The 20,976-nt window shown below is 67.4% G+C and carries 16 protein-coding genes and 2 pseudogenes; 12 read left to right on the top strand and 6 right to left on the bottom strand.

Features of this window, described 5'->3' with window-relative positions; all coding sequences use genetic code 11:
* The first annotated feature begins 62 nt into the window (after positions 1 to 62).
* Positions 63 to 1,385: a UDP-glucose/GDP-mannose dehydrogenase family protein gene (locus tag AB0917_RS05595; protein WP_366818166.1), complete on the top strand. Its 1,323-nt coding sequence runs from the start codon at positions 63 to 65 to the stop codon at positions 1,383 to 1,385.
* A 26-nt stretch (positions 1,386 to 1,411) separates the two neighbouring features.
* Positions 1,412 to 1,741, top strand: a complete 330-nt coding sequence (locus AB0917_RS05590) for a MazG-like family protein (RefSeq protein ID WP_366818165.1) — start codon at positions 1,412 to 1,414, stop codon at positions 1,739 to 1,741.
* Between the two features lie 432 nt (positions 1,742 to 2,173).
* Here the strand turns inward: AB0917_RS05590 and AB0917_RS05585 are convergent, their stop codons facing one another.
* Both AB0917_RS05585 and AB0917_RS05580 read right to left on the bottom strand, forming a co-directional pair.
* Positions 2,174 to 2,854 (bottom strand): MAE_28990/MAE_18760 family HEPN-like nuclease, encoded by a 681-nt coding sequence (locus AB0917_RS05585; RefSeq protein ID WP_366818164.1) that lies wholly within the window; start codon positions 2,852 to 2,854, stop codon positions 2,174 to 2,176.
* Positions 2,829 to 3,932, bottom strand: a complete 1,104-nt coding sequence (locus AB0917_RS05580; RefSeq protein WP_366818163.1) for a DUF262 domain-containing protein — start codon at positions 3,930 to 3,932, stop codon at positions 2,829 to 2,831. Before AB0917_RS05580 ends, AB0917_RS05585 begins: the two co-directional genes overlap by 26 nt.
* Positions 3,933 to 4,243: 311 nt before the next feature.
* Between AB0917_RS05580 and AB0917_RS05575 the strand changes: the two are divergent.
* The 6 genes and pseudogenes from AB0917_RS05575 to AB0917_RS05550 form a co-directional block, all read left to right on the top strand.
* Positions 4,244 to 4,443: pseudogene (locus AB0917_RS05575) on the top strand (transcriptional regulator); the annotation flags it as partial.
* Positions 4,440 to 5,135 (top strand): hypothetical protein, encoded by a 696-nt coding sequence (locus AB0917_RS05570; RefSeq protein ID WP_366818162.1) that lies wholly within the window; start codon positions 4,440 to 4,442, stop codon positions 5,133 to 5,135. The pseudogene AB0917_RS05575 and the gene AB0917_RS05570, both read left to right, overlap by 4 nt.
* 377 nt (positions 5,136 to 5,512) lie before the next feature.
* Positions 5,513 to 5,944 carry a hypothetical protein gene (locus tag AB0917_RS05565; RefSeq protein ID WP_366818161.1) on the top strand — a complete coding sequence of 144 codons (432 nt, stop codon included), beginning with the start codon at positions 5,513 to 5,515 and terminating at the stop codon, positions 5,942 to 5,944.
* On the top strand, positions 5,941 to 6,588 hold the full coding sequence (locus AB0917_RS05560) for a hypothetical protein (RefSeq protein ID WP_366818160.1): 648 nt from the start codon (positions 5,941 to 5,943) through the stop codon (positions 6,586 to 6,588). Before AB0917_RS05565 ends, AB0917_RS05560 begins: the two co-directional genes overlap by 4 nt.
* Before the next feature lie 3 nt (positions 6,589 to 6,591).
* Positions 6,592 to 11,358, top strand: a complete 4,767-nt coding sequence (locus tag AB0917_RS05555) for a putative T7SS-secreted protein (protein WP_366818159.1) — start codon at positions 6,592 to 6,594, stop codon at positions 11,356 to 11,358.
* A gap of 8 nt (positions 11,359 to 11,366) precedes the next feature.
* On the top strand, positions 11,367 to 11,798 hold the full coding sequence (locus AB0917_RS05550) for a hypothetical protein (protein ID WP_366818158.1): 432 nt from the start codon (positions 11,367 to 11,369) through the stop codon (positions 11,796 to 11,798).
* Between the two features lie 730 nt (positions 11,799 to 12,528).
* On the opposite strand, the gene AB0917_RS05545 is transcribed toward AB0917_RS05550, so the two are convergent.
* Positions 12,529 to 13,182: a hypothetical protein gene (locus AB0917_RS05545; RefSeq protein WP_366818157.1), complete on the bottom strand. Its 654-nt coding sequence runs from the start codon at positions 13,180 to 13,182 to the stop codon at positions 12,529 to 12,531.
* On the bottom strand, positions 13,179 to 13,844 hold the full coding sequence (locus tag AB0917_RS05540) for a hypothetical protein (protein WP_366818156.1): 666 nt from the start codon (positions 13,842 to 13,844) through the stop codon (positions 13,179 to 13,181). The genes AB0917_RS05545 and AB0917_RS05540 overlap by 4 nt, the downstream gene beginning before the upstream one ends.
* A 1,411-nt stretch (positions 13,845 to 15,255) precedes the next feature.
* Between AB0917_RS05540 and AB0917_RS05535 the strand changes: the two are divergent.
* Positions 15,256 to 16,874: pseudogene (locus AB0917_RS05535) on the top strand (S8 family serine peptidase).
* Between the two features lie 425 nt (positions 16,875 to 17,299).
* The gene (locus tag AB0917_RS05530; protein WP_366818155.1) at positions 17,300 to 17,437 is read left to right on the top strand and encodes a hypothetical protein; all 138 of its coding nucleotides are present in this window, start codon (positions 17,300 to 17,302) and stop codon (positions 17,435 to 17,437) included.
* A 233-nt stretch (positions 17,438 to 17,670) separates the two neighbouring features.
* On the opposite strand, the gene AB0917_RS05525 is transcribed toward AB0917_RS05530, so the two are convergent.
* Entirely contained in the window at positions 17,671 to 18,363 is a 693-nt protein-coding gene (locus tag AB0917_RS05525) for a DUF998 domain-containing protein (protein WP_366818154.1), read from the bottom strand.
* A gap of 269 nt (positions 18,364 to 18,632) precedes the next feature.
* Complete coding sequence (locus tag AB0917_RS05520; RefSeq protein WP_366818153.1) at positions 18,633 to 19,631, bottom strand: AsnC family transcriptional regulator; 999 nt, start codon at positions 19,629 to 19,631, stop codon at positions 18,633 to 18,635.
* Positions 19,632 to 19,978: 347 nt separating this feature from the next.
* Here AB0917_RS05520 and AB0917_RS05515 point away from each other — a divergent pair, with 347 nt between their 5' ends.
* Positions 19,979 to 20,353 carry a VOC family protein gene (locus AB0917_RS05515; RefSeq protein ID WP_366818152.1) on the top strand — a complete coding sequence of 125 codons (375 nt, stop codon included), beginning with the start codon at positions 19,979 to 19,981 and terminating at the stop codon, positions 20,351 to 20,353.
* A 33-nt stretch (positions 20,354 to 20,386) separates the two neighbouring features.
* Complete coding sequence (locus tag AB0917_RS05510) at positions 20,387 to 20,968, top strand: hypothetical protein (RefSeq protein ID WP_366818151.1); 582 nt, start codon at positions 20,387 to 20,389, stop codon at positions 20,966 to 20,968.
* Positions 20,969 to 20,976 lie beyond the last annotated feature (8 nt).

The following is a 20,976-nucleotide window of genomic DNA, read 5'->3' as shown; positions in this document are numbered from 1 at the left end:
CGCACCCGGTCGGCCCGGACTCCCCTGGGCGGGCGAGGGACAAGGAAAGGAGCGTCGACCCCATGCGCGTATCCGTCATCGGCTGTGGTCACCTGGGCATCCCCCACGCCGCTGCCATGGCCGAGATCGGCCACGAGGTCATTGGCGTGGACCTGGACCAGGCGAAGATCGACCGCCTCAACGCCGGCGAGTGCCCCATCTACGAGGACGGCCTGCCCGAACTCCTCAGCGCCCACACCGCCACTGGACGCCTGCGGTTCACCACCAGCCTCGCGGAGGCGGCCGAGTTCGCCGACATCCACTTCCTCGCCGTGGGCACGCCGATCGACGCGGACGGCCGGAGCTACGACACCGGACAGGTCTTCGGCGCCGCCCGCGCCCTCGCCCCGCACCTGACCCGCCCGACCGTCATCGTCGGCAAGTCCACGGTCACCGTCGGCACCTCCCGTGACCTCGGTGCTCTGCTCGCCCGTCTCTCCCCGGCCGGTGAGGACGTGGAGGTCGTCTGGAACCCCGAGTTCCTGCGCGAGGGCCACGCCATCGATGACACCCTGCGACCCGACCGAATCGTCGTCGGCGTCCCCTCGGCCCGCGCCGAGGACGCGGTACGCAAGGTCTACGCACCCCTCCTGGCCAACGGCATCCCGCTGTTCGTGACCGATCCCGCCACCGCCGAACTCATCAAGGGCGCCGCCAACGCCTACCTCGGCATGAAGATCTCCTTCATCAACGGCGTCGCCGACATGTGCACCGCCGCCGGAGCCGACGTCCAGCAGCTCACCGAGGCCATCGGCCTGGACGCCCGCATCGGCCGCGGCGGCCTGAACGCCGGCCCCGGCTACGGCGGCGGCTGCCTGCCGAAGGACGTCCGCGCCTTCACCGCCTCCGCCCGCACCCTGGGTGCCACCGAGGCAGCGACCATGCTGCGCGCGGCAGAGGAGGTCAACGAATCCCGACCCACCGCCGCGCTGAGGCTCATCGAGCAGACGCTCGGCCGACCCGTCGACGGCGTACGCATTACCGTCTGGGGCGCTTCCTTCAAGGCCGGAACCGACGACGTCCGGGAATCCCCGGCCCTGGCGATCGCAGCGCTCATGCACCAGCGCGGCGCGACCGTCACCGTCCACGACCCGCACGCCGTGCCCACAGCACTGCGCCGCCACCCCGAACTCGACTACTGCGAAGACCTCGAAGACTCCCTCGCGGCAGCCGAGCTGATCGTCCTGGCCACCGAATGGCCCCACTTCCGCGAGGCCGACCCCAAGGCCCTCGCCCCACTGGTCGCGGACCAGGTCCTCGTCGACCTCCGCAACCTCATCGACGCCGACGCTTGGCGCATGGCCGGATGGACCGTACGCCAGCTCGGACGACCCGCACAGGAATAGCCGAACCCATCGACCGGAGGTCCGCCGTGGACACTCTGTGGGCAAACATCGAGAAGCTCTCCGCCGTCTGCCGAGCGGCCGGCGCCCACCTACCCGACGAGGAACTCAAGGCCCTCCAGGTCGGCAAGGTCGCCGAGGAAGCCAGCGAGGCCATGCACGCCCTCCACGGCCTGAAGGGCCTCACCACCTGCGACGACGACCACACCTGGTCCGAGGTCCAGAACGACCTGGTCGGCTCCGTCATCGCCGCCCTCCTGGCCATGCACTACATCGACCCCACGGGCGCCCGCGCCACCTTCGACGAGGTCCTCCACCGCCGGACACGAAGGGGCCGCGAGGCCGCTGCGGCGGCCTGACGGCCGCCGAACGTGGCCGTCGACCACTCTCGGTAAGCGAAATCGACGGCCACATCTGACACACGACCTGCTGCAAGCACCTGCTCCCAGCGCGGTAGAACTTTCCCGACTTCATCAGCGGCCCGCTCCGCTCGCCGCCGGGGCGCGGCGCTTCTGCCTCCGGCCCGGCTACGTCAGTCGCTCGGCTGGAGCGAACACCAGACTAGGGAAGAAACCTGTTGTGGCTGGGCGCTCGGCTCCACGGCCTAGCCACATCCCCGGTTCGAGTCCCGCGTCAATAAAAATCAGGGGGCCACTCGTTCAAATCCCGGGCGGGATCACCCTGCCCGAATTGCCGGCCAGCGTACGACCCCTGACCATGCTCGACCCCAAAACGGGCAGAAGACCAGCCGAATCCGCCCAGGCGACCTGACGGGCCACTTTAAGCACGAATCAGGTCTTCAGATAGTAATTTTCAGTAGCAGCCTGCTTCAACTGAGTCGCATAGGCGCCAATAAGGAGACGAGCCCCTACGATCCGATCTTTTACATCCACGGAATCAAAACCGACCAGTTCACCATGCGCGACTTGATTGCGCGCGCGGACCAGTCTCTGATCGATGAATGCGCTCCGGGTTTCATAGAGGGGGAGATGCTCAAGACCGATCCCATGAACAATATCCCTGAATACCGTAGACGACAGATTACTCTCAGCGTCGATGCATTTATCGGGAGAAACCGAAAAAATCTCCAACCGTCGCGCATCGATTTCTTGCAATAGCTCCCCAAGGTATCGCGCCTTAGTGCTGCTTACCGCCCGCTTAAATGCCGAGGAAACATAGGCCGCCTGGAAGGGGAATTTTAGGTCAGCGACTCTGACATTGGCGTCATTTATGAAACTGACATAGGCGGCGCTTCCTTGCTTAACGAAGCCTTCCCAGTGCGCATAAGTTAGAACCACTGCAGATCGGGCGACGCAGCTCAGCCTATTGGGATCCGGATTCTGCTCAGTGACCATAATCAGCAGGTTGGAAAGCTCCACTTTTCTCCGCGCCAACTGCCGGTCAATCTTCTCGATGAACTGTGACGGATCCAATGAACCCTCCCAATCAAACCGAGAAGAGCTGACGCCCATAGGGAATGGTTCTCTTCATTCGCTGGTCAGCTCGCTGCCCCGTAGCATGCCCAGGCGCGAAGTTGCTATCCGCCCAAAGCTCCTGTCGAGCCTGCCGCACCTCATCATCACCGAAGGTGCGATCTGGTACGTAGTGACCAATACCAAGGGCTAGGGCTTCAAATGCCGTCGATGAGAACGCACCCTCTGTGCGCCCAGCCTTCGGATTCCACTTCCTCATCGCGTCTCCACCCAATGAAGAAAGGAGAATATTGAAACACGAGTCAAACGCTTCCTTCTCGTCCCCCAATTCAACGTATCCCATTTCCACGAATGGCAGGATTTCGGCGGACAGAAACTCCCCAATGTTCCCGATTCGGGAAATTCGATCTTCGGGAAGCTTACGGAGGGTGATGAATCGCAGGGCAAGTTCCAAATGATACTGCTCACGAATCAGTCGATCCGGAAGATTCAGAACCTGCATGAAGGAATCCGACGAAGCGATGTCCTGAAGCCAGGCAAAGTGGGTTCGACTCAGGCTGACAAGTAGACAATTCCTCAGCTCTTGCGGAGTGGCAACACTTCCGTAAGAATTGAGCCTCTGGAAAAGGTCATACTTGGCCCGGTTGTCACTCTCTCGCTTGATGATCTTGACATCAATCCGCGCCCTCTTGAAGTCAAGCTGCTGGGCCCGCGAAAGAGAGCGCGCCGAACCTGCCGTGTCTGCATATGAAATCCCTTCAAGGCTCTGAAGGAATGGACCCGCCTCGCACACGAAAGGCGGCACGAGTGCGCCGCCATCGTCACGCAGAATTCCCATAAACTGAAAGATTGTAGATAGCCTTTGAACGCCATCTACAACGTCCCAGATTCCACTCTCATTCTGCGCGACAAAAATACTGGGCAACGGGATGCCCAGTAGGATACTCTCAACCAATTTCGTGCGCTGCGCACTCGACCACCTGAAAATGCGCTGAAATTCCGGATGAATGTCCATTTCGTCATCGCGATACAGGTTCGAGATTTCACTGATGGACATCGGATACGAATCTGTCGTAATTCTTTGTCGGTAAATTTCCAGCTCTGATTCCAGCGTCATTCGGCGATGCTAGCATTGCCGTCCACTCAAGTGTGCCGTTTGGCTCAGATAGTCGATCTACTGGCCCGACCGCATCTTGGTTGCACCCGCACAGAGCGAAAGCCTGAGTCGCCGCTCTCCAGCTCAGGCTGACACGCACCCAAGGGCACCCAGTTCCCAACCTCACAGCGCGAGTCCGATTCTCGTCACCCGCTCCATGCAAAAGCCCCAGGCCACTGGCCCGGGGCTTCTTAGTTGGCAGCCTCGCAGCTGGCCGGGCAGCCGTCGTCCGGGCCCGCGTGCTGCTCACAGGAGCGTTGTCTGCGGACCAACTCGACTAGCCCCGGTTGCGGATGAACTACTACCGCATCGTCCTGGCCGAGGGCCGACACGATGACTTGCCCAGTACCTCGATCGGGGCCTTCTCGTCGGCCTGTGGCCCACACTGCGCACACTGGTCAGCCGAGATGTCCGTGAAGTCTGGGAGAGTGCTTTCGGCGAGCTGGGCGGCAGCGCAAGGACCGCTGCGTGAACCTCACCAGCCTGCACAGCCGCTTGCTTACAGACGGGCTCGCTGTGGGCGGCGCGTACCCCCTCGCGCTCACCGGCGGTTACGGCGGTCCAGGCACACGGCTTCGTGGACCGGCTCAGCCAGACCTCAGTGTCGCGACCGAGAACCCAGATCGCATGGAGGACATCGCCACGGTCTTGCATACCAGACTGGAGCAGCGCGGGTGGAGCGTAGAAGCTCTGGAGGCAGGCCCGCTATCCGCGCGCTTGATCGTGACCGACCCCGCCAGCCATGAGGAATGCGAGGCCCACATCCTCAAAGAGGCACTCTGGCGGCCATCCGTGCACACCGAGTACGGCTTGGTGCTGTCCCTCGAAGACGTAGTGGGCACGAAGTTTCGCGCCCTGGTCGACCGCGGACTGGCCAGGGATCTTGATCGACATGCAGGCATCCACAGGCCGCTCGAACCCAGTCGAACTCGAAGAACTCGGCGGCGCCATGGCCGGGACTCCTTCGATCTCAGCGAGCGCCAAGCCCGGCTGGGCGGAGCCGACTGGATCGATAACAGGGAATTCGCCGCCTACGAACTCGACGATGAGGAGATCGCCGGGCTGCGTCAACGGGCACAGACCTGGGCCGACGACATCGAGGAACGACTTCCCGAGCTTGAGTCCCCGCACGGGATTGGATCGCCCACGATGCCCACTGCGTGACAGGTTGCGGTTCGCCGCAGAGACTGATCGTCCTCGGTCGTCGTGCCCCATCCATGCCCTTCGGGGCGGACATCAGCGGTCAAGTACGGCGTCCAGAGACCTCGCCGAACTCCCCTGGACCGGTCAAACATGCAGGTCAGGGCGACTGAACCAGTCCAAGCTCCGGTGATTCCCAAGCTCAGAGCGCGAGTTCGATTCTCGTCACCCGCTCTTTTCAGAAAGGCCCCGGTCTCCGACCGGGGCCTTCTTTGTGTGCGGCATCGGTCCGTGGTGTGGGGGCTGTGGGGACGGCTGGAACCGCGTGGTTGCGGGTGGGCGTGGTGTCCTAGCGTGTGTGGGAGTGAAGAGCGACCACTCAGGCACGGGGGAGGGTTCCGGTGGGTGACGGGGCAGCGCTGGTGGAGCGGATAAGCGAGCGGAGGGCCGGGGTCGGTGATCCGCGGGCTCTAGTGGGTGAGTTGCGGCGGACGTTGGTGCTTGTGCCGTACGACCGTGGCGGGCTGTGGACCGCGGAGTTCAGTGGGGTGCGGTGGTTGTGCGGGTTCACCGATGAGGGAGCGTTGGCCCGGTTCGCGGCGGAGCGGGCTGTGGTGGAGGGGGCCGGAGCCGCCTCGCGGACATGGGAGTACGCCGCATTCCGGGGGGCGCGGTTGCTGGACGAAATCATTCCGGCCATGGGAGTACCGGCCGGGGTCGCGGTGAACGTGGCCGATCCGGACGGGTCGATGCTGTTTCCGCCGGTGGTGGGGATCGTGCCGGATGCCGTCGCCGTGGATGCGGATGTGCCGGGCGGGGAGAAGGCTCGGTGAGCGGTACCGGGGCGGAAGACCTCAACGTCAGTCCGGTCAGTGTTCAGCAGATCACCACCGGGCTGCGGGAGGCCGTGGCGGAGTTGAAGGAGATCGGCACCGGTACGGGGGCGGTGCTCGGCAAGGGGCTCTCGGAGTTGTCCATGACGGGCATGGAGGCCGGCCACCACGGGTTGTCGGTGGACTTCGAGGACTTCTGCGAGCAGTGGGAGTGGGGCGTCCGGGCGCTGGTCCAGGACGCCAACGCGATCGCGGCGAAGCTGGGGCTGGCGGCGGGGATCGTATGGGAGGAGGACCAGTACGTCGAGGGCACGATGAAGATCGCTGTGAACGCGGGCGTGGGGAACCCGCATGCGTCAGAGGACGAGGTCGTCCAGCAGGACTGGGGCGATGTGTTCACCCCGGACTACCTGAGTCCGGACTACAGCCGGGAGTCGTTCGAGCGCACGGCCGACGAGGCTGGACAGACCTGGAAAGACACCGGGCGGGCGCTCGTCACCGAGGGAAACGGCGGCCGGCAGGCGGATCAGCTGAACGAGATGTTCGGCGTGGACCAGGACGCGTTCGATCGGTCCGTGGACGACATGTTCGGCCCCTCCTCCGAGGCGCGGGCTCGACAGCAGGAGCAAAGCGGGGGGAACTAGTCCATGGGAATCGGGGATTTCGTCCGGGACCTCACGCCCGATGTCATCGAGGACGTGGTCGAGGACGGTGTCGAGTGGGTCGGTGACCGCGTCGAGGACGCCGGGAACTGGACCGGCGACCGGCTGGAGGATGCCGGCTGGGAGTCCGGGGCGGACTGGGTCCGCGAGAAGTCCCGGTCCGTGGCGAACCGGATGGGCGCCGAGGTCGACGAGATGGACCTCGGGCAGACCGAGGACAAGACCAAGCTGATCTACGGCAGCCCGTCCGAGATCCGGTCCACCGCAACCCACCTCCGTAAGCTCCAAGGCGCGTTCGACAAGGTCGGCGGCGGGCTCAAGGGAGTCGACTCCTCCGCGCTCAAGGGGCAGGCGGCGGACGCCTTCCGGTCATCGGTGTCGGTCGAGCCGCCGAAGTGGTTCAAGGCCGCCGACGCCTTCGAGAAGGCGGCTGCCGCGCTCGACTCCTTCGCCGGGACCGTCGAGTGGGCCCAGGGGCAGGCGCAGACCGCGATCGACAAGTGGAAGGCCGGGACCAAGGCGTCGGAGGAGGCCAGGGACGCGTACAACGAGAAGACGACCACGTACAACAAGGCTGTCGACGTCTATAACGCCAAACCCGCCGACGAACGCGATCCCTCCACCCTGCCGGCGAAGCCGGGCACCTTCAGCGATCCGGGCACGGCGCGTATGGAGGAGGCGCAGGAGCTGCTCGCGGAGGCTCGTAAGCAGCGCAACACGGCGGCCGAGACCGCCCGCAAGGCGGTGACGGCGGCCCGGGACACCGCCCCTCAGAAGCCGCGCTACGCCGAGCAGGCCATGGACGGGCTTGCCGAGTACCAGGTCATCAAGACCCACCTTGCGGGCGGCGTCGTCAAGGGCGCGGCAGGCATCCTGACCTTCGCGCGCAGCGTCAACCCCATGGATCTGTACAACATCACCCACCCCGCCGAATACGGGCTCGCGCTCAACAACACCGCCGCCGGGCTCGTCCGGGTCGCCAACGACCCCTGGGGCACCGGCAAGCAGATGATCGACGACTTCATGAAGGACCCCGCCGAAGGCTTCGGGCGGCTCCTCCCCGACGCCGCCCTCACGGTTGCCACCGGCGGCGCCGGGGCAGGTGTCAAGGGCGCCCGGGTGGTGAAGGAGGCCGCCGACATCGCCTCCGACGCACGCAAACTCGAGCGCGCCGCCCCCCAAGGAACCCACAACCGTCCCGACGGCATTCGCACCATCCAGGGCACCGACCCGGTCGACCTCGCCTCCGGCCGCATGCTCCTGCCCCAGACCGACGTGGTCCTCCCCGGCCTACTGCCCCTGGCCTTCACCCGCCGGGTCGAATCGGGCTACACCGCCGGCCGGTTCTTCGGCCCCTCGTGGTCCTCCACCGTCGACGAACGCCTGGAAATCGACGCGGCCGGTGTCATCCACGTCACCGACGACGGCCTGCTGATCACCTATCCCCATCCCGTACCGGGGCTGCCCACGCTGCCGGACTCCGGGACCACGCGGGGCACCCTGGACCGCGACGTAGACGGCGACTACACCGTCACCGACCCCTCAACCGGTCTCGTACGCCACTTCGCGGCTCCGCCCAAATGCAAACCCGGTGGAGACGGTGCCGCCTGGCTCGTCCAGATCACCGACCGGAACGGGCAGACCATCTCCATCGACCGCACCGAGGACGGCACTCCCCTGGCGCTCGTCCATGCGGCGGGATACCAGATCCGGACCATGACAGCCTCTGGCCTCGTCACCGCGCTCGACCTCGTCGGTTCACCCCGCACGGCGAGCGACCACGTCGACGGTGACGCGCCGAAGCGCCTCATGGGGTACGGCTACGCGGACGGCAACCTCGTCGCCGTCACCAAGCCGTCGGGCGCGTCACTCACGTACACCTACGATGACCGCCGCCGGGTCACTTCCTGGACCGACTCCAACGGCTCGCGCTACGCGTACGTCTACGACGACCAGAACCGGGTGGTCGCTGGAGGAGGTGAGGCTGGCCACTTCCAGCTCACTCTCACCCATGGCGAGCCCGATCCCTCCACCGGTCGACGGCTCACCACGTTGACCACGGCCGAGGGGCGCAGCACGAAGCACCTGATCGACGGTGCATGCCGCATCCTGGCCACTACCGATCCGTTGGGCCGTACCACACACCATTCTTACGATGTCTCGGGCCATCAGCTGACCCGTACCGACCCAGCCGGGCACACCACCGCCTTCGCCTACGACACGATGGGCAGGCTCACCTCGATCACCCGTCCCGACGGCAGCGAACAGCGCACGGACCGCAACCAGTACGGTCTACCCAACCGGTTCACCGGGCCCGACGGCGCTCGCTGGGAGCAGGAGTTCGACGACCGAGGCAATCGCATCGCTGTGACCGACCCCGCCGGGCAGAGCACTCGCTACGGCTTCGACGCACAGGGCCGCCTCGTCTCGGTCAGCGACCCGCTGGGGCATGTCACCAAGGTGAGCTGCGACCCGGCCGGGCTCCCACTGGAGGTCACCGACCCCCTCGGTGGGGTGACCCGCCACGAGCGGGACTCCCTCGGCCGCACCGTGCGCGTGACGAACCCGGCAGGGGCGGTCACCGTCTTCACATGGTCTGCCGACGGCCATCTCGCGCAACGCACTGATCCCGACGGCACGACGGAGACCTGGACCTACGACGGTGAAGGAAACCGCCTCACCCACACCGACCCGGTCGGCGGTATCACCCGTTTCGAATACACCCACTTCGACCTGCTTACGGCACGTACGGGCCCGGACGGCGCCCGCTACGAGTTCACCCACGACGCGGAGCTGCGTCTGACCCAGGTCACCAATCCGCAGGGCCTGACCTGGTCGTACACCCACGACGATGCCGGGCGACTCGTCTCCGAGTCGGACTTCGACGGTCGTGTCCACATCTACCACCGGAACTCCGCTGGACAGATCGGCGCGCGCACCAATCCGCTCGGCGAGACCATCACCTACACGCACGACTCGCTCGGCCGGGTGGTGGGGAAAGACGTTGCGGGCCGGGTCACCACATACACCTATGACCGAGCCGGACGTCTGGCGGAGGCTTCCGGGCCGGACGGCGACCTGATGTACCAGTACGGGCGCGGGGGGCACGTCAAGACGGAACTGGCCGACGGCCGGGCGCTCACCTTCACGCACGACGCCTTGGGCCGCCGTACCCGTCGGATCACTCCCACCGGGCAGCGCACCACCCGCGAGTACGACCCGGCCGGACGCCTCACCGGTCTGAACAGCGGGAACCACCGTGTCGTCTTCGCCTACAACGCCATCGGCCGCGAGGTCCAGCGCGCCTTCGGCGACACGGTCACCCTGACCTCGGCCTGGGACGAGGCGGGCCGCCTGTCCGTGCAGCACCTGCTGGCGGGCGACCACGTGGTGAACCGCCGCTCCTACAGCTACCGGGCCGATGGTCATCTTGCGGCGATGGACGACGCCTTGCGCGGCTCTCACCGCTTCGGCCTCGACGAGGTGGGCCGAGTCACCGAAGTCACCGCCGCCAACTGGTCCGAGACGTACGCATACGACGCCGCGGGTAACCAGACCTCAGCCTCCTGGCCCTCGTTCCACCCTGGCAGCGAGGCGGTCGGCGCGCGCGAGTACACAGGCACGGCCCTCATCAAGGCCGGCAAGGTGCGCTACGAACACGACGCAGCCGGGCGCATCGTCCTACGCCAGATAGCCCGGCTCTCCCGGAAACCCGACACCTGGCGTTACGAATGGGACGCGGAGAACCGCTTGGTCTCCACCGTCACGCCCGACGGCAGCCGCTGGCGCTACCGGTACGACCCCTTGGGGCGCCGCACAGCGAAGCAGCGTCTCGCCCGGGACGGTGAGACGGTGCTGGAGGAGACCCGTTTCACCTGGGACGGCACCACACTCTGCGAACAGTCCACCGACTCGGCCGATCTGCCCCACACTGTCACCCTGACCTGGGACCATCAGGGCACCCGCCCTTTGGCACAGACGGAACGTCTCCTGGACGCGAAGGCCTCCCAGGAGGCGATCGACGAACGCTTCTTCGCCATCGCCACCGACCTTGTGGGCAGTCCCACCGAACTCGTCGACGAGGCGGGCGTCCTTGCCTGGAACAGTCGGGCGGCCTTGTGGGGTACGACAGCCTGGGCGATGGGCAGCACCACCTACACGCCGCTACGGTTCCCGGGGCAGTACTTCGATCCCGAGACCGGCCTCCATTACAACCACCACCGTCACTATGATCCCGAGACCGCCCGCTACCTCACCCCGGACCCTCTGGGACTGACTCCCGCTCCCAATCCCTCCACCTATGTCCACAACCCCCACACCTGGGCGGACCCACTCGGACTCGCTCCCGAGTATCACGAGTTCTACTCCGTCCAGGATGCCGCCAACGCGACTCGCCTGCGAGGAGACGGAACCCCCTGGCCGACAGAAGACATTCGTGGACAATACGGAGAGGGCGTCTACTCATGGGGGTCAGCGGAGGAGGCAGCTCGCTACGCGGAACGGCTCCGCAGCCGTGGAGCCGATGTCGAAGTTCTGAGATTCAGAATATCCGACTCAGATTTTTCATCGCTACATAAAGCCGACGTCGTGGAGATGTCTCCTGCTGAGGCAGAGGCGTTCATGGAACGGTACAGTCGCCTGTACGGAGACGGAAAGCCTCACGACTTCGACTATATCCGAGGCCACACAGGGATGGGCGACGAGCACTACTTCCACAGGCGAATATTCGATCTTCTCAATTTCGGCGACTGAAGGGCATCATGACCGAAGTATTCAAGTTCCGCTTCCGAGGCCCAGCAGGTGGGATCGCGGTTAACCTACGGGCAGAAGCCACTACGCTCGAAGGTGGGATCCCGCCGCACAGTATGCAGATCTACAAAAATATCTGGCTCGGCCTACCCGAATCCGGGATGCACTGGAAGGACGCCGCCTGGCTGGCGTTCGGGGTTTCCATCAATGCACACGCCTTGAGCAAAATTCTGCCCGATGGGATTCTTATCCGCACATCTTCACTCGATTATCCCCTGAGTGACTATCAGTCAGAGGCAGCAGCGTTGGCCATGGATGGGTGGCTTCATGAGCGGTTTGATATCGAAAGTTCAGGCGCTACCGTCACGCATGAGATTTCGGAAGATCAGTTCACATTCACTTGGGGGGAGACTACCCAACCCTTCTCCGATGCGCCCGGCTGAAACCCTCCGACCAATGTCCTAAACAAATCACATCACCGTCACACTTCCCAGCGATCAGGTCGCGGAGCTGCGCAAGCTCACGGAAAACGCCTCCGGCTCCCAACCCGTCGCCCTCCTGACCTCCGACAGCGACGACAGCGACGACAGCGACGACAGCGACGACAGCGACGACATGACCAAACTCTGCGGCCACCAGGTCCACATCATCCCTTTCTGACGCTCCGGCCCACCCCGAGCACTCCCCCTGGAAAGGGCGGATGCCGTGTCTCGGCTTCGGCGTGAAGATCCGACGGCTGCTGTCCTACCGGTCCCCGAACACCGTGCCATCTCCGCTCTCGCGGGAGTACGGGGAATTCGCGCCCAGAGCCTCTTTAAAGGGACTGCAGGCCGCCGTCCCGGCCCTGGGCCACAATGTCGAACTCGACAAGCACAACACGTCGAGTGGCATGGACTGCTACCGCGTATCCGCGTCCGTCGCCCGCATCCACGTTGTCGCCGCCCCTGACTCGTGCGGGTCAAGCGTCCCAAAACCGGACGGGCATCAGAGGGGCGGCGTCTGGTCCGTCGACGTGTGGTGACCGGCCTGCGCCCTCTCGGCAGCGTCCGCGAATGTCTCCTCGCCACGAAGAGCGCTGGGCAACGATCACCTGCGCGGTGGGCAACGGTCCGCAGAGCGCGCGCCACTCCGCTGATCGGCCACGCTTAAGGTCCCCGTGCCTCGTCCAACTGGTCAGCTCGCAGGCCAATGTGGGTTCGGCATGCCGTCGTCGCCCATGTGCGCCCGCTGCCAGATCCGGTTCCAGTTGTACGGGGTCTCCGGGACGAACCGGTGCCGCTGCCCGCACGGACAGGGCGCCAGCACCCACGCGCACCCACGGCACAGCTCCACCCAGCCGTGCCCGGTCGCGTTCGACTCCAGCGGTCCCTCGTCCCCGCAGGCGGGGCAGCCGGGGAGATCTGCGCCGTCCAGAATCGCGTTCTGTCGCCGGACGTACTCAGGCAGCCGCAGCGACGGATGGCGGAACGGGTCTTCGTACCAGGCGCGGTTCGGGCCCTCCCACCAGTTCCGCAGCCACCACGGTCGCGGGTTCACCACAGCCCTTCGCCCGGCCCGCTTCTCCGCCCGGCGTTGCGCGGCGTACTCCTCCGCCCGCGCGAGCCACAGCACCCGCGCCTCGTGCAGTTCCTCCACCGCCCGCACCAGCGCCTCCGGGTCCGTCTCCAGCCGCCGGGGGATCGCGGCGCTGAGCGTGAGGTGGTGGTACGTCGCCCGGAAGCCGTACGGAGCAAAGAGGGTGATGCAGGTCCGCAGCGCACTGTGCCGGCGGCGGACGGGAAGACGAACGTCGTGCACGTGCGCCCGGTGGGTCAGGAAACTGGTCACGGTGTCGGCGCCAGGTCCAATGCCCGTTCCAGGGCGGCCGTGAGGGCGGCAGCGTGTGCCGGCAGGTGTTGTTCAGCCCAGCTTCCGGCAAGGCTGAGGAAGTCCTGCACATCCTGCTGGGCGCCCGCGACGAGCCTGCGTACCTGGTCTACCGACAGCTCGGTCACCGGGCTGCCGTCCGTCCCATGGGCGTCGAGCGTCAGCCGGACAATGTCGTCTACGCGTTCGGCCGCCGAGGACGGATCGTGGCCGAAGGAGGCGAAGCCGGTGCCGTCGAGCACCTCCAGCCAGTCCCGCCAGGTCTCCAGGCCGTTGCAGGAGCCCGGCTCGACGAAGACGGTGGCGGTGGTGTTGTCGGTCACCCGGAACCCTCCGGCGGCGAACAGATCAGGCTGGGTGAGCAGCCCGTGCAGGAACGTGCCGAGCGGGTCGGTCGGGCACGGCCCGTGTTCCTCGTCCGGCTCGATGCCGTTGCCCTCGGCGATACGCATAACCGCCGTGCCGACCTCCGCCGGAGTCAGCTCCCCGTTCAGCGCGAGGTAGCCATATGGCGGGTGCTCGCCAACCGGCCACAGCGCGAAGTCGTCGGCTGCGGAGATCTCCAGAACGGGTTGCATCACCATCACATGGGGATGATGCCGGACCCACTGCTGCACCGCCACGGGCCTTCAGCTGCCTCATCGGGCCCGGAACGGGCCTGCTGGCCAAGAAGTTTCGCGGTGCGCTCCGGGCTGGAGGCGCCGACACAGCGCATGGCGGTCCGCTCGGTGATCCCGAGAAGCCACATGGCCTTGAGGGGATCATCGGTGGCCAGCGCCTCGTTGGGCGCCAAGGAGCTGATCGCGGCTGCCACTAGCCCGCCGAGTCCTGGGCGGCCCCGAGTTGCACGAGACCGACACCACCGGCCCACTCCGACTGAGCGACGCCTGCCGTCGATGGCCCCACCACTCGCGGCCGGACCGAGGGTTACGCGAGCGCCGTCGACGACGCCTACGCGCTCAAGGACAGCCGCCACGTGTTCAGCAGCGGCGGCTCCTTCGAACCGCTGGACACGGACACCGTCGCCGGCCGGTGCGAAAGGGACTGCGTCGAAAGCCGCGTCGCCGCCCCGTTGCTCGCGCCATGGGGCTCCGGGTGGGCTCGGCGGGCGGCGACTGGAACTCCCGGCTGCCGTGAGCGACTACGTCAGGCGTGGCTTCCGTCGGCGGTTCACCGAGCACCGGTCCAGGTCCCGGCTGACCATCACGGCCAGGCCAGGCCAGGCCAGAACAGGACGGGACAGGAACAACAGCAGCCACCACGCCATCGTCTGCTGCCCTTTCACGCTTCGGCGTCCCGGTCCGAAAAGAGAATGTCGACGAGCACCGCTCGCGCCCACCGTATGGTCGGCACGGAACGGCGGCATCGTAAACGGCGATTCCGTCCGCATTCTCCCACGGACCGCGAAAATGGAGAAGGGGAAAGCGGGCGCTGGAAATGCCACTTGAGCTGTCTGCGGTACGGCCGGCGCGACGGAGAAGACACCGTACGTCGATTTCGGTGTCGCCCCCAGGTCGGCCGGTGGGCAGCTCCGTCGGGCGCGGGACGCAGCGCCGACGTGCCTGGCGTGGGGGCCTCGTTTCTGCAGCAGGCACCAGGATCAGCGCCGGCCCCAGCGGGCCGGGGGAGGTCGCGAGCACGCCCCCACCAGGTCGTGACGCGGGGGCGGTCGGCATCCCAATTCACGCTGTCAGCAACGCACCCAATTCCTTTAGGTAGGGCTACGTATTGCCGGGCCCTACGTGAACGACCCAAACTCTGGGTGGCCGGACCACGTCGAGCAGCGGACGCGAGGATTTGGCTCGTCATTTCCGCCAATTAGGGCTGGCGGTTGTCGCAGTACCACCGCCCGGCGTGACCTTGCGGTGCCGTGCGGAAAAGGGGTGAGGGCCTCCCGCACGGCACATCCCATCAGGTGCAACCAGCGACCGCTGGCCCGACCACCGGTCACCAGGCGCTTCCCATGGTGCCCGATGCCGAGCGGTCCCCCCCATCAGGCCCGACAGGGCCTGTGCCACATCAAGAGGAGAAACTGTGGAACTCCCAGCTCGCACCTTGCGAAGACTGCTCGCCGTCGGCGCCAGTGCCGCCCTGCTCGTCGGTGCCGCCTCGACCGCCGGGGCCACGGCCGCGCCCGTACCGCCGGCCGGCGGCGAAGGCCGCATTCTCGGCGCGGACCGCCCCGACGCGGTCGAAGGCTCCTACATCGTCACGCTCAAGGACTCGGTGGCCCGCACGGAGATACCCTCCGTCGCGAAGTCCCTGTCCAAGCGCCACTCGGGCCAGGTGAAGAGCACCTACGCCACCGCCCTGCGCGGCTTCTCGGTGAAGATGAGCGAGCAGAAGGCGAAGGAACTGGCCGCCGATCCGTCGGTGGCCCGGGTGGAGGCCGACGGAGTGGCCTACGCCCTCGGCACCCAGCCCAACCCGCCCTCCTACGGCCTGGACCGCATCGACCAGCGCAACCTGCCGCTGGACAGGAGCTACACCTACCCCACCGACGCCGCCAACGTCACCACCTACATCGTGGACTCCGGAGTACGCCTGAGCCACCGCGACTTCGGTGGCCGTGCCGTCAGTGGCTACGACTTCATCGACAACGACTCCAACGCCTCCGACTGCCACGGTCACGGCACCCACGTCGCCGGAACCGTCGCCGGCAGCTCCTACGGCGTCGCCAAGGGCGCCAAGATCGTCAGCGTCCGCGTGCTGAACTGTCAGGGCACGTCCGGCAGCACCTGGGCCCGGTGCTCCGCGGCATCGACTGGGTCACCAAGAACGCCAAGAAGCCCGCCGTGGTCAACATGAGCGTCGGGGGCGGCAGGAACCAGACCATCAACGACGCGGTCAGCAACTCCGTCGCCTCCGGGATCACCTGGGTCGTCGCGGCCGGCAACGACAACGCCGACTCCTGCCAGTACTCCCCCTCCTCCACCCCCTCGGCCATCACGGTCGGCGCCACCAACAGCTCGGACGCCCGTGCCACCGGCTGGAACAACGGCCAGGCCTCCAACTACGGCACCTGCCTGAACATCTTCGCCCCCGGCGACAACATCATCTCGACGTCCAACTCCGGCGACACCGCCTCCCAGTCGATGAGCGGCACCTCCATGGCGTCCCCGCACACGGCCGGCGCCGCCGCGTTGCTCCTGGCCGCCAACCCGTCGCTGACCCCGGCCCAGGTCCGCGACAAGCTCGTCGCCGACGCCACGCCCAACAAGGTCACCGACGCCCGCACCGGCTCCCCGAACCGTCTGCTGTTCACCGGTACCGGCGGTGGCGAGGACCCCACCGACCCGCCGCCCACCGACAAGAAGTTCCAGAACACCAGCCAGTACCAGATTCGCGACCACTCCACCGTCGAATCGCCCATCACGGTCACCGGCATCCCCGGCAACGCTCCCGCCAACCTGTCGGTCACCGTCGACATCCGCCACACCTTCCGCGGTGACCTCAAGGTCGAACTGCTCACCCCGGGCGGCGGCGTGGGCCTCCTGAAGAACTTCAACCCCAACGACAGCGCCGACCACGTCCAGGGCACGTTCACGGTCAACGCCTCCAGCAAGCCCGCCAACGGCGTCTGGAAGCTGCGCGTCACCGACAACTGGACCAACGACACGGGCTACATCAACTCCTGGTCCCTCCAGTTCTGATCCTGGTCCCTCCAGTTCTGACCCGGCCGCCACTTCCCGGCCGTCCCACCTGACCGTCACACCAACTGCTGCGCTGCGGAGCCCGGTCCGTCCGAGCCCCGCAGCGCAGCTTCGGGCTGTAGCGGTCTCGCGCTCGTCGGCTGCGGCCCCGAAGCGACGGAACTGACCTGCCTGCGGGATCTCTCGGTTCGTGACGTCCCGCTGGATGCCCGGATCGGTATCGCCCCCGGCCTGGCGCTCCTGGTCCAGGACGGGTCGGTCGTCGGCTGGAGTCTGACCGACCCTGTCCGGTACCTGACGACCGGGTACGCCGCTACCTGACGACCGGGTACGCCGCTTCTGACCCCGCTCCGCCCGCTCAGGCCACCAGGCTGCGGCTGGCCGAGTGCCTGGCGCTGATCACCCGGCCCCTGGTCGACGAGGTGATGGACAGGGAACCGGACGCCTGGCGCCGACTCCGTACGACCGAGCAGGCCCTGCGCGGACAGCGGGAGGACCCGCTCAGGGCAGCGGCCCTCCACCAACTCGTGGCCCGCCTGATCGAGGACTACGAGAACTGGTGAGCGGGGTGGCCCAGGGGTGCCCAGGGGTTCGCCACGTTCGTTCCTCGCCCCCTGCCTCCCAGACTGACTGGCGCGGTGTAGCGGGTGCAGCAGCCGTAATCCTCTACGGAGAGCTGCTCGGCGTGAGGTAACCGTGGCGCCCGGTCTCCGCTGTTCGTGCCCCATCCCTGCCCCGTCCGTGCCCAGCGGAGTTCCCTTGCCCGCCCAGGGGTGTACGCAGGAGCGGCAGTCGGCTAACGGTCGGCCGGGGCGGCTGCCAGCCGGGCCGTCACCGCGCTCAGCCACAGCAGGCCGAGGCCGGCGCCGGCGGTGAACGCCAGGACCGAGGCGGCCGAGGCCATGAAACCCGCGAGGACGGCCACGGTCACGACGCGGGACGCGGCGGCCCAGCCCCGCAGGCCCCGGGCGGTGAGCGGGCGGGTCAGCACGACGAACGCGGCGCACAGGGCGAGATAGCCGATCATTCCGGCGGCCATGTGGGCGGCCCCGTGCCCGCTCATCACCGTCGCCTCGGGCGCTCCGGCGGGAAAGCCCGCACCGGCATCGGCCGGGAAAGCCGCCGCGGCCCAGAAGGAGACGCCGAACACGCCGACCATGGCCGGGCCCCACGTCCCGCCGGGGCCGCCGCGCAGCGCCCGCCGCAGTCCGGTCCCGCCAGCGATCAGCAGCGCACCGGTGAGCACGAAACTCGCCGTCTGGACCCAGCCCGCCTCACCCAGGGCGAGTTGGCTGATCGCGTTCCGCGCGAAGTGGAAGCCGTCGCGCGTGAAGCCCTGGACGATCCCGGCCGCCAGGAACAGCGGACCCGCCACCACACCGCCGACTGCGGGCCACCGGGCCGCCGATCGCGACGCGGTGGCGACATTTCGCGACCCCGTGGAGACAGAAGGGGCGCGGCGGCGGGGTGGGGTGAGTGCGTCGGTCATGGCGGACCTTCCTCGCTTCGACGGTGTCGCCCATATGACCGACGGCAAGGCGCGGAGTCATCGCCCTCGCCGATGTGCGCTGGGTCACGCGAGGGTGAGGGTGGCGCCCCCGCTCGACCACGCTGCTGGGAAGGGCACCGCCACACCCGTGCCGGTAGGGGCGGTGAACAGTGGACTACGCCGTGAGCAGTGGACGACAAGGGCGGCGGCGGCGAACGAGACAACGCTCGACGGCGATTTCCGGTCGGGGAGCGCGAGTTCGGGGCCCGTTACGTGGTTCGGCGGTGTACGAGGAGTGGGCCGGCGCGTTTGATTCGGCGGCCGGTGAGTGCGGTCTCGACGTGGCGGATTCCTTCCAGCGCTCCCAGTTGGCCCGTCAGGTAGTCGTGCATGGCTGCCGCGCTGGTGAGTTCCAGGATGGCGAGTACGTTCGTCGGGCCGGTCGTCGTGGCGGCGAAGGCGACCTCGCCGTGGGTTGCCAGCTGGTTCCCGACGGTCGTCAGCCGGGACGGCTCGACATCCAACCAGCAGATCGCCTCGACCGTGCGGCCGTAGAGCCGGGGGTCGATCTCGACCTCGAACAGCAGCAGGCCGCTCTCGACGAACTCGTTGACCCGGCGCCGTACCGTGGACTCGGGCGTGGCCGTCAGGTGCGCCAGGGCCGCGATGCTCGTACGGGCGTCCTCGGCGAGCAGGCGCAGGAGGCGGCGGTCCTGCGGGGTCGGTGCGAAGTGGGTGTCGTGCTCGGTCAACGCGGTTGGTTTCGGGGCCAGTTCTGTCTCCTCCTGCGCGGTCAGTTCGTTGAGACGTCCGGCCCAGCCGCCGACTCCGGCCACGGGGGCCAGCAGGCACTGCGCGGTGAGGGAGGAGATGTTGCTCCTGCGGCCGAGCTGGTCGAAGACGGTGCCGGGGCCGTCGGCGCCCGCCAGGCCGGCCTGGACGATGCACGTCAGCTCCGTGCCCGGGGACAGTGAGGCGATCCAGGAGGTGTCCTCGCGGCCGGCGAGCGCGGCGCCGACCGCGTCGACCACGTCGGGCGTCGAGCGGATCCGGACGAACCAGTCGAGGTGGCCGAAGCGCCGCGCGTCGGAGACGCCGACGACGCGGAGCGCGAGTCGCGAGCGCAGCCGCTGGTAGCGGCGGGCCACCGTGCGCTCGCCGAGGCCCAGCACCGCCGCGATGCGGCTGAACGAAGCCCGTCCGTCGACCTGGAGCGCGTGAACGATCCGCCGGTCGGTGGCGTCGATCGTGACGTGATCCTCCGTCATGGGCCCCCCGAGGGCAGTGATGCGCCGATACCTGCCGACTTTACGTCCGGATGCTGACCGGCGCGGGAGGCTGCTGAGTGCTCAGTCCCGTAGTTCCGTCCTGTAGGTCCGTCCCGTAGTTCAGCCACGTAGGTCCGTCCCGTAGATCAGCCACGTAGTTCCGTCCTGTAGATCAGCCACGTAGGTCCGTCCCGTCGATCAGCCCCGCAACCCAGCCCCGTAGCTCGCTCCTCCAACGCGTTCACCCGCCGCCCCTGCCCGCCGCGTTCCGTCGTCGCCCTCGCCCCCACCGCCGTACTCAGCCGCCGCACTCCCCGCCGTACTCAGCCCTCTGCCCAGGAGAGAGCATGCTCACCGTCCTGCCCATCCGCTACGTCGCCGACATCGAGGCGTCCCGCACGTTCTACACCGGGCTCGGCCTGGTCTTCCGGCCCGAGGAGAGCGTGGCCGTCTGGGCGCGCCTCGACGCCGGGGCCGGTGCCGTCGGGCTTCATGACGCGGCCGTCTCCAAGGGCAGGCCGGCCGGGACGGTGGAGCTCGGGTTCTCCACCGACGAGAAGCTGGAGGACGTCGCCGACCGGCTCACGGCCGCCGGATACGCGTACGAACTCGTCGAGGAAGACTTCGGGCGCAGCCTTCGCGTCACCGACCCGGACGGCGTCGTCGTCCAGATCCAGGAGATCGATGTCGAGACCGTGCGGCATGCGCAGTCGCTGCTCTGACGCCTCGCCGCCGGTCGCGCCGGGAGGAGCACCGTGGAACCTCTGATCGCCCTGGTCGTCGTCCTCGGTGTCACCCTGGCGGCGAACGCCCTGTGGCTCCACCGCGACCGGAGCCTCGTACTCGCCCTCCGCGCGGGGCTCTGCGCGATGTTCCTGCTGACGGGAGCCGTCCACTTCGTCGGCATGCGTACGGAACTCGTCGCCATGGTGCCCGGATGGCTGCCCTTCCCCGGGCTGCTGGTCACGGTGAGCGGGGTCCTCGAACTTGCCGGGGCGCTCGCCATGGTGGTCCGGAGACTCGTCCCGTGGGCGGGGATCGGGCTGAGCGCTCTGCTCGTGGCCATGTTCCCCGCCAACGTGGCGTGGGCGCTGTCGGAGTCGGGCCTGCCGTGGTGGGACGAGCTGCTTCCCCGTACGGTCATGCAGCTGGTGTTCCTCGCGGCGACGCTCACCCTGGTCCGGCTGACGTTGCCCCGATCGACGCGGCGCGGTGGTCCGGTGGGCGGCGCCGGGCGCGGTGCTCCGGTGGGCGGCGCCGAGGGCGGTGGTCCGGTGAGCGGCGCCGGGGGCGGTGCTCCGGTGAGCGGCGCCGGGGGCGGTGTCACGCGCGTATGAGGGGCCGG

The organism is Streptomyces sp. NPDC007346 (genome assembly GCF_040703535.1).
In the GTDB taxonomy this organism is placed as follows: domain Bacteria; phylum Actinomycetota; class Actinomycetes; order Streptomycetales; family Streptomycetaceae; genus Streptomyces.
The sequence above is the reverse complement of the archived record's forward strand: the minus strand, read 5'-3'. Positions and strand labels throughout refer to the sequence as shown.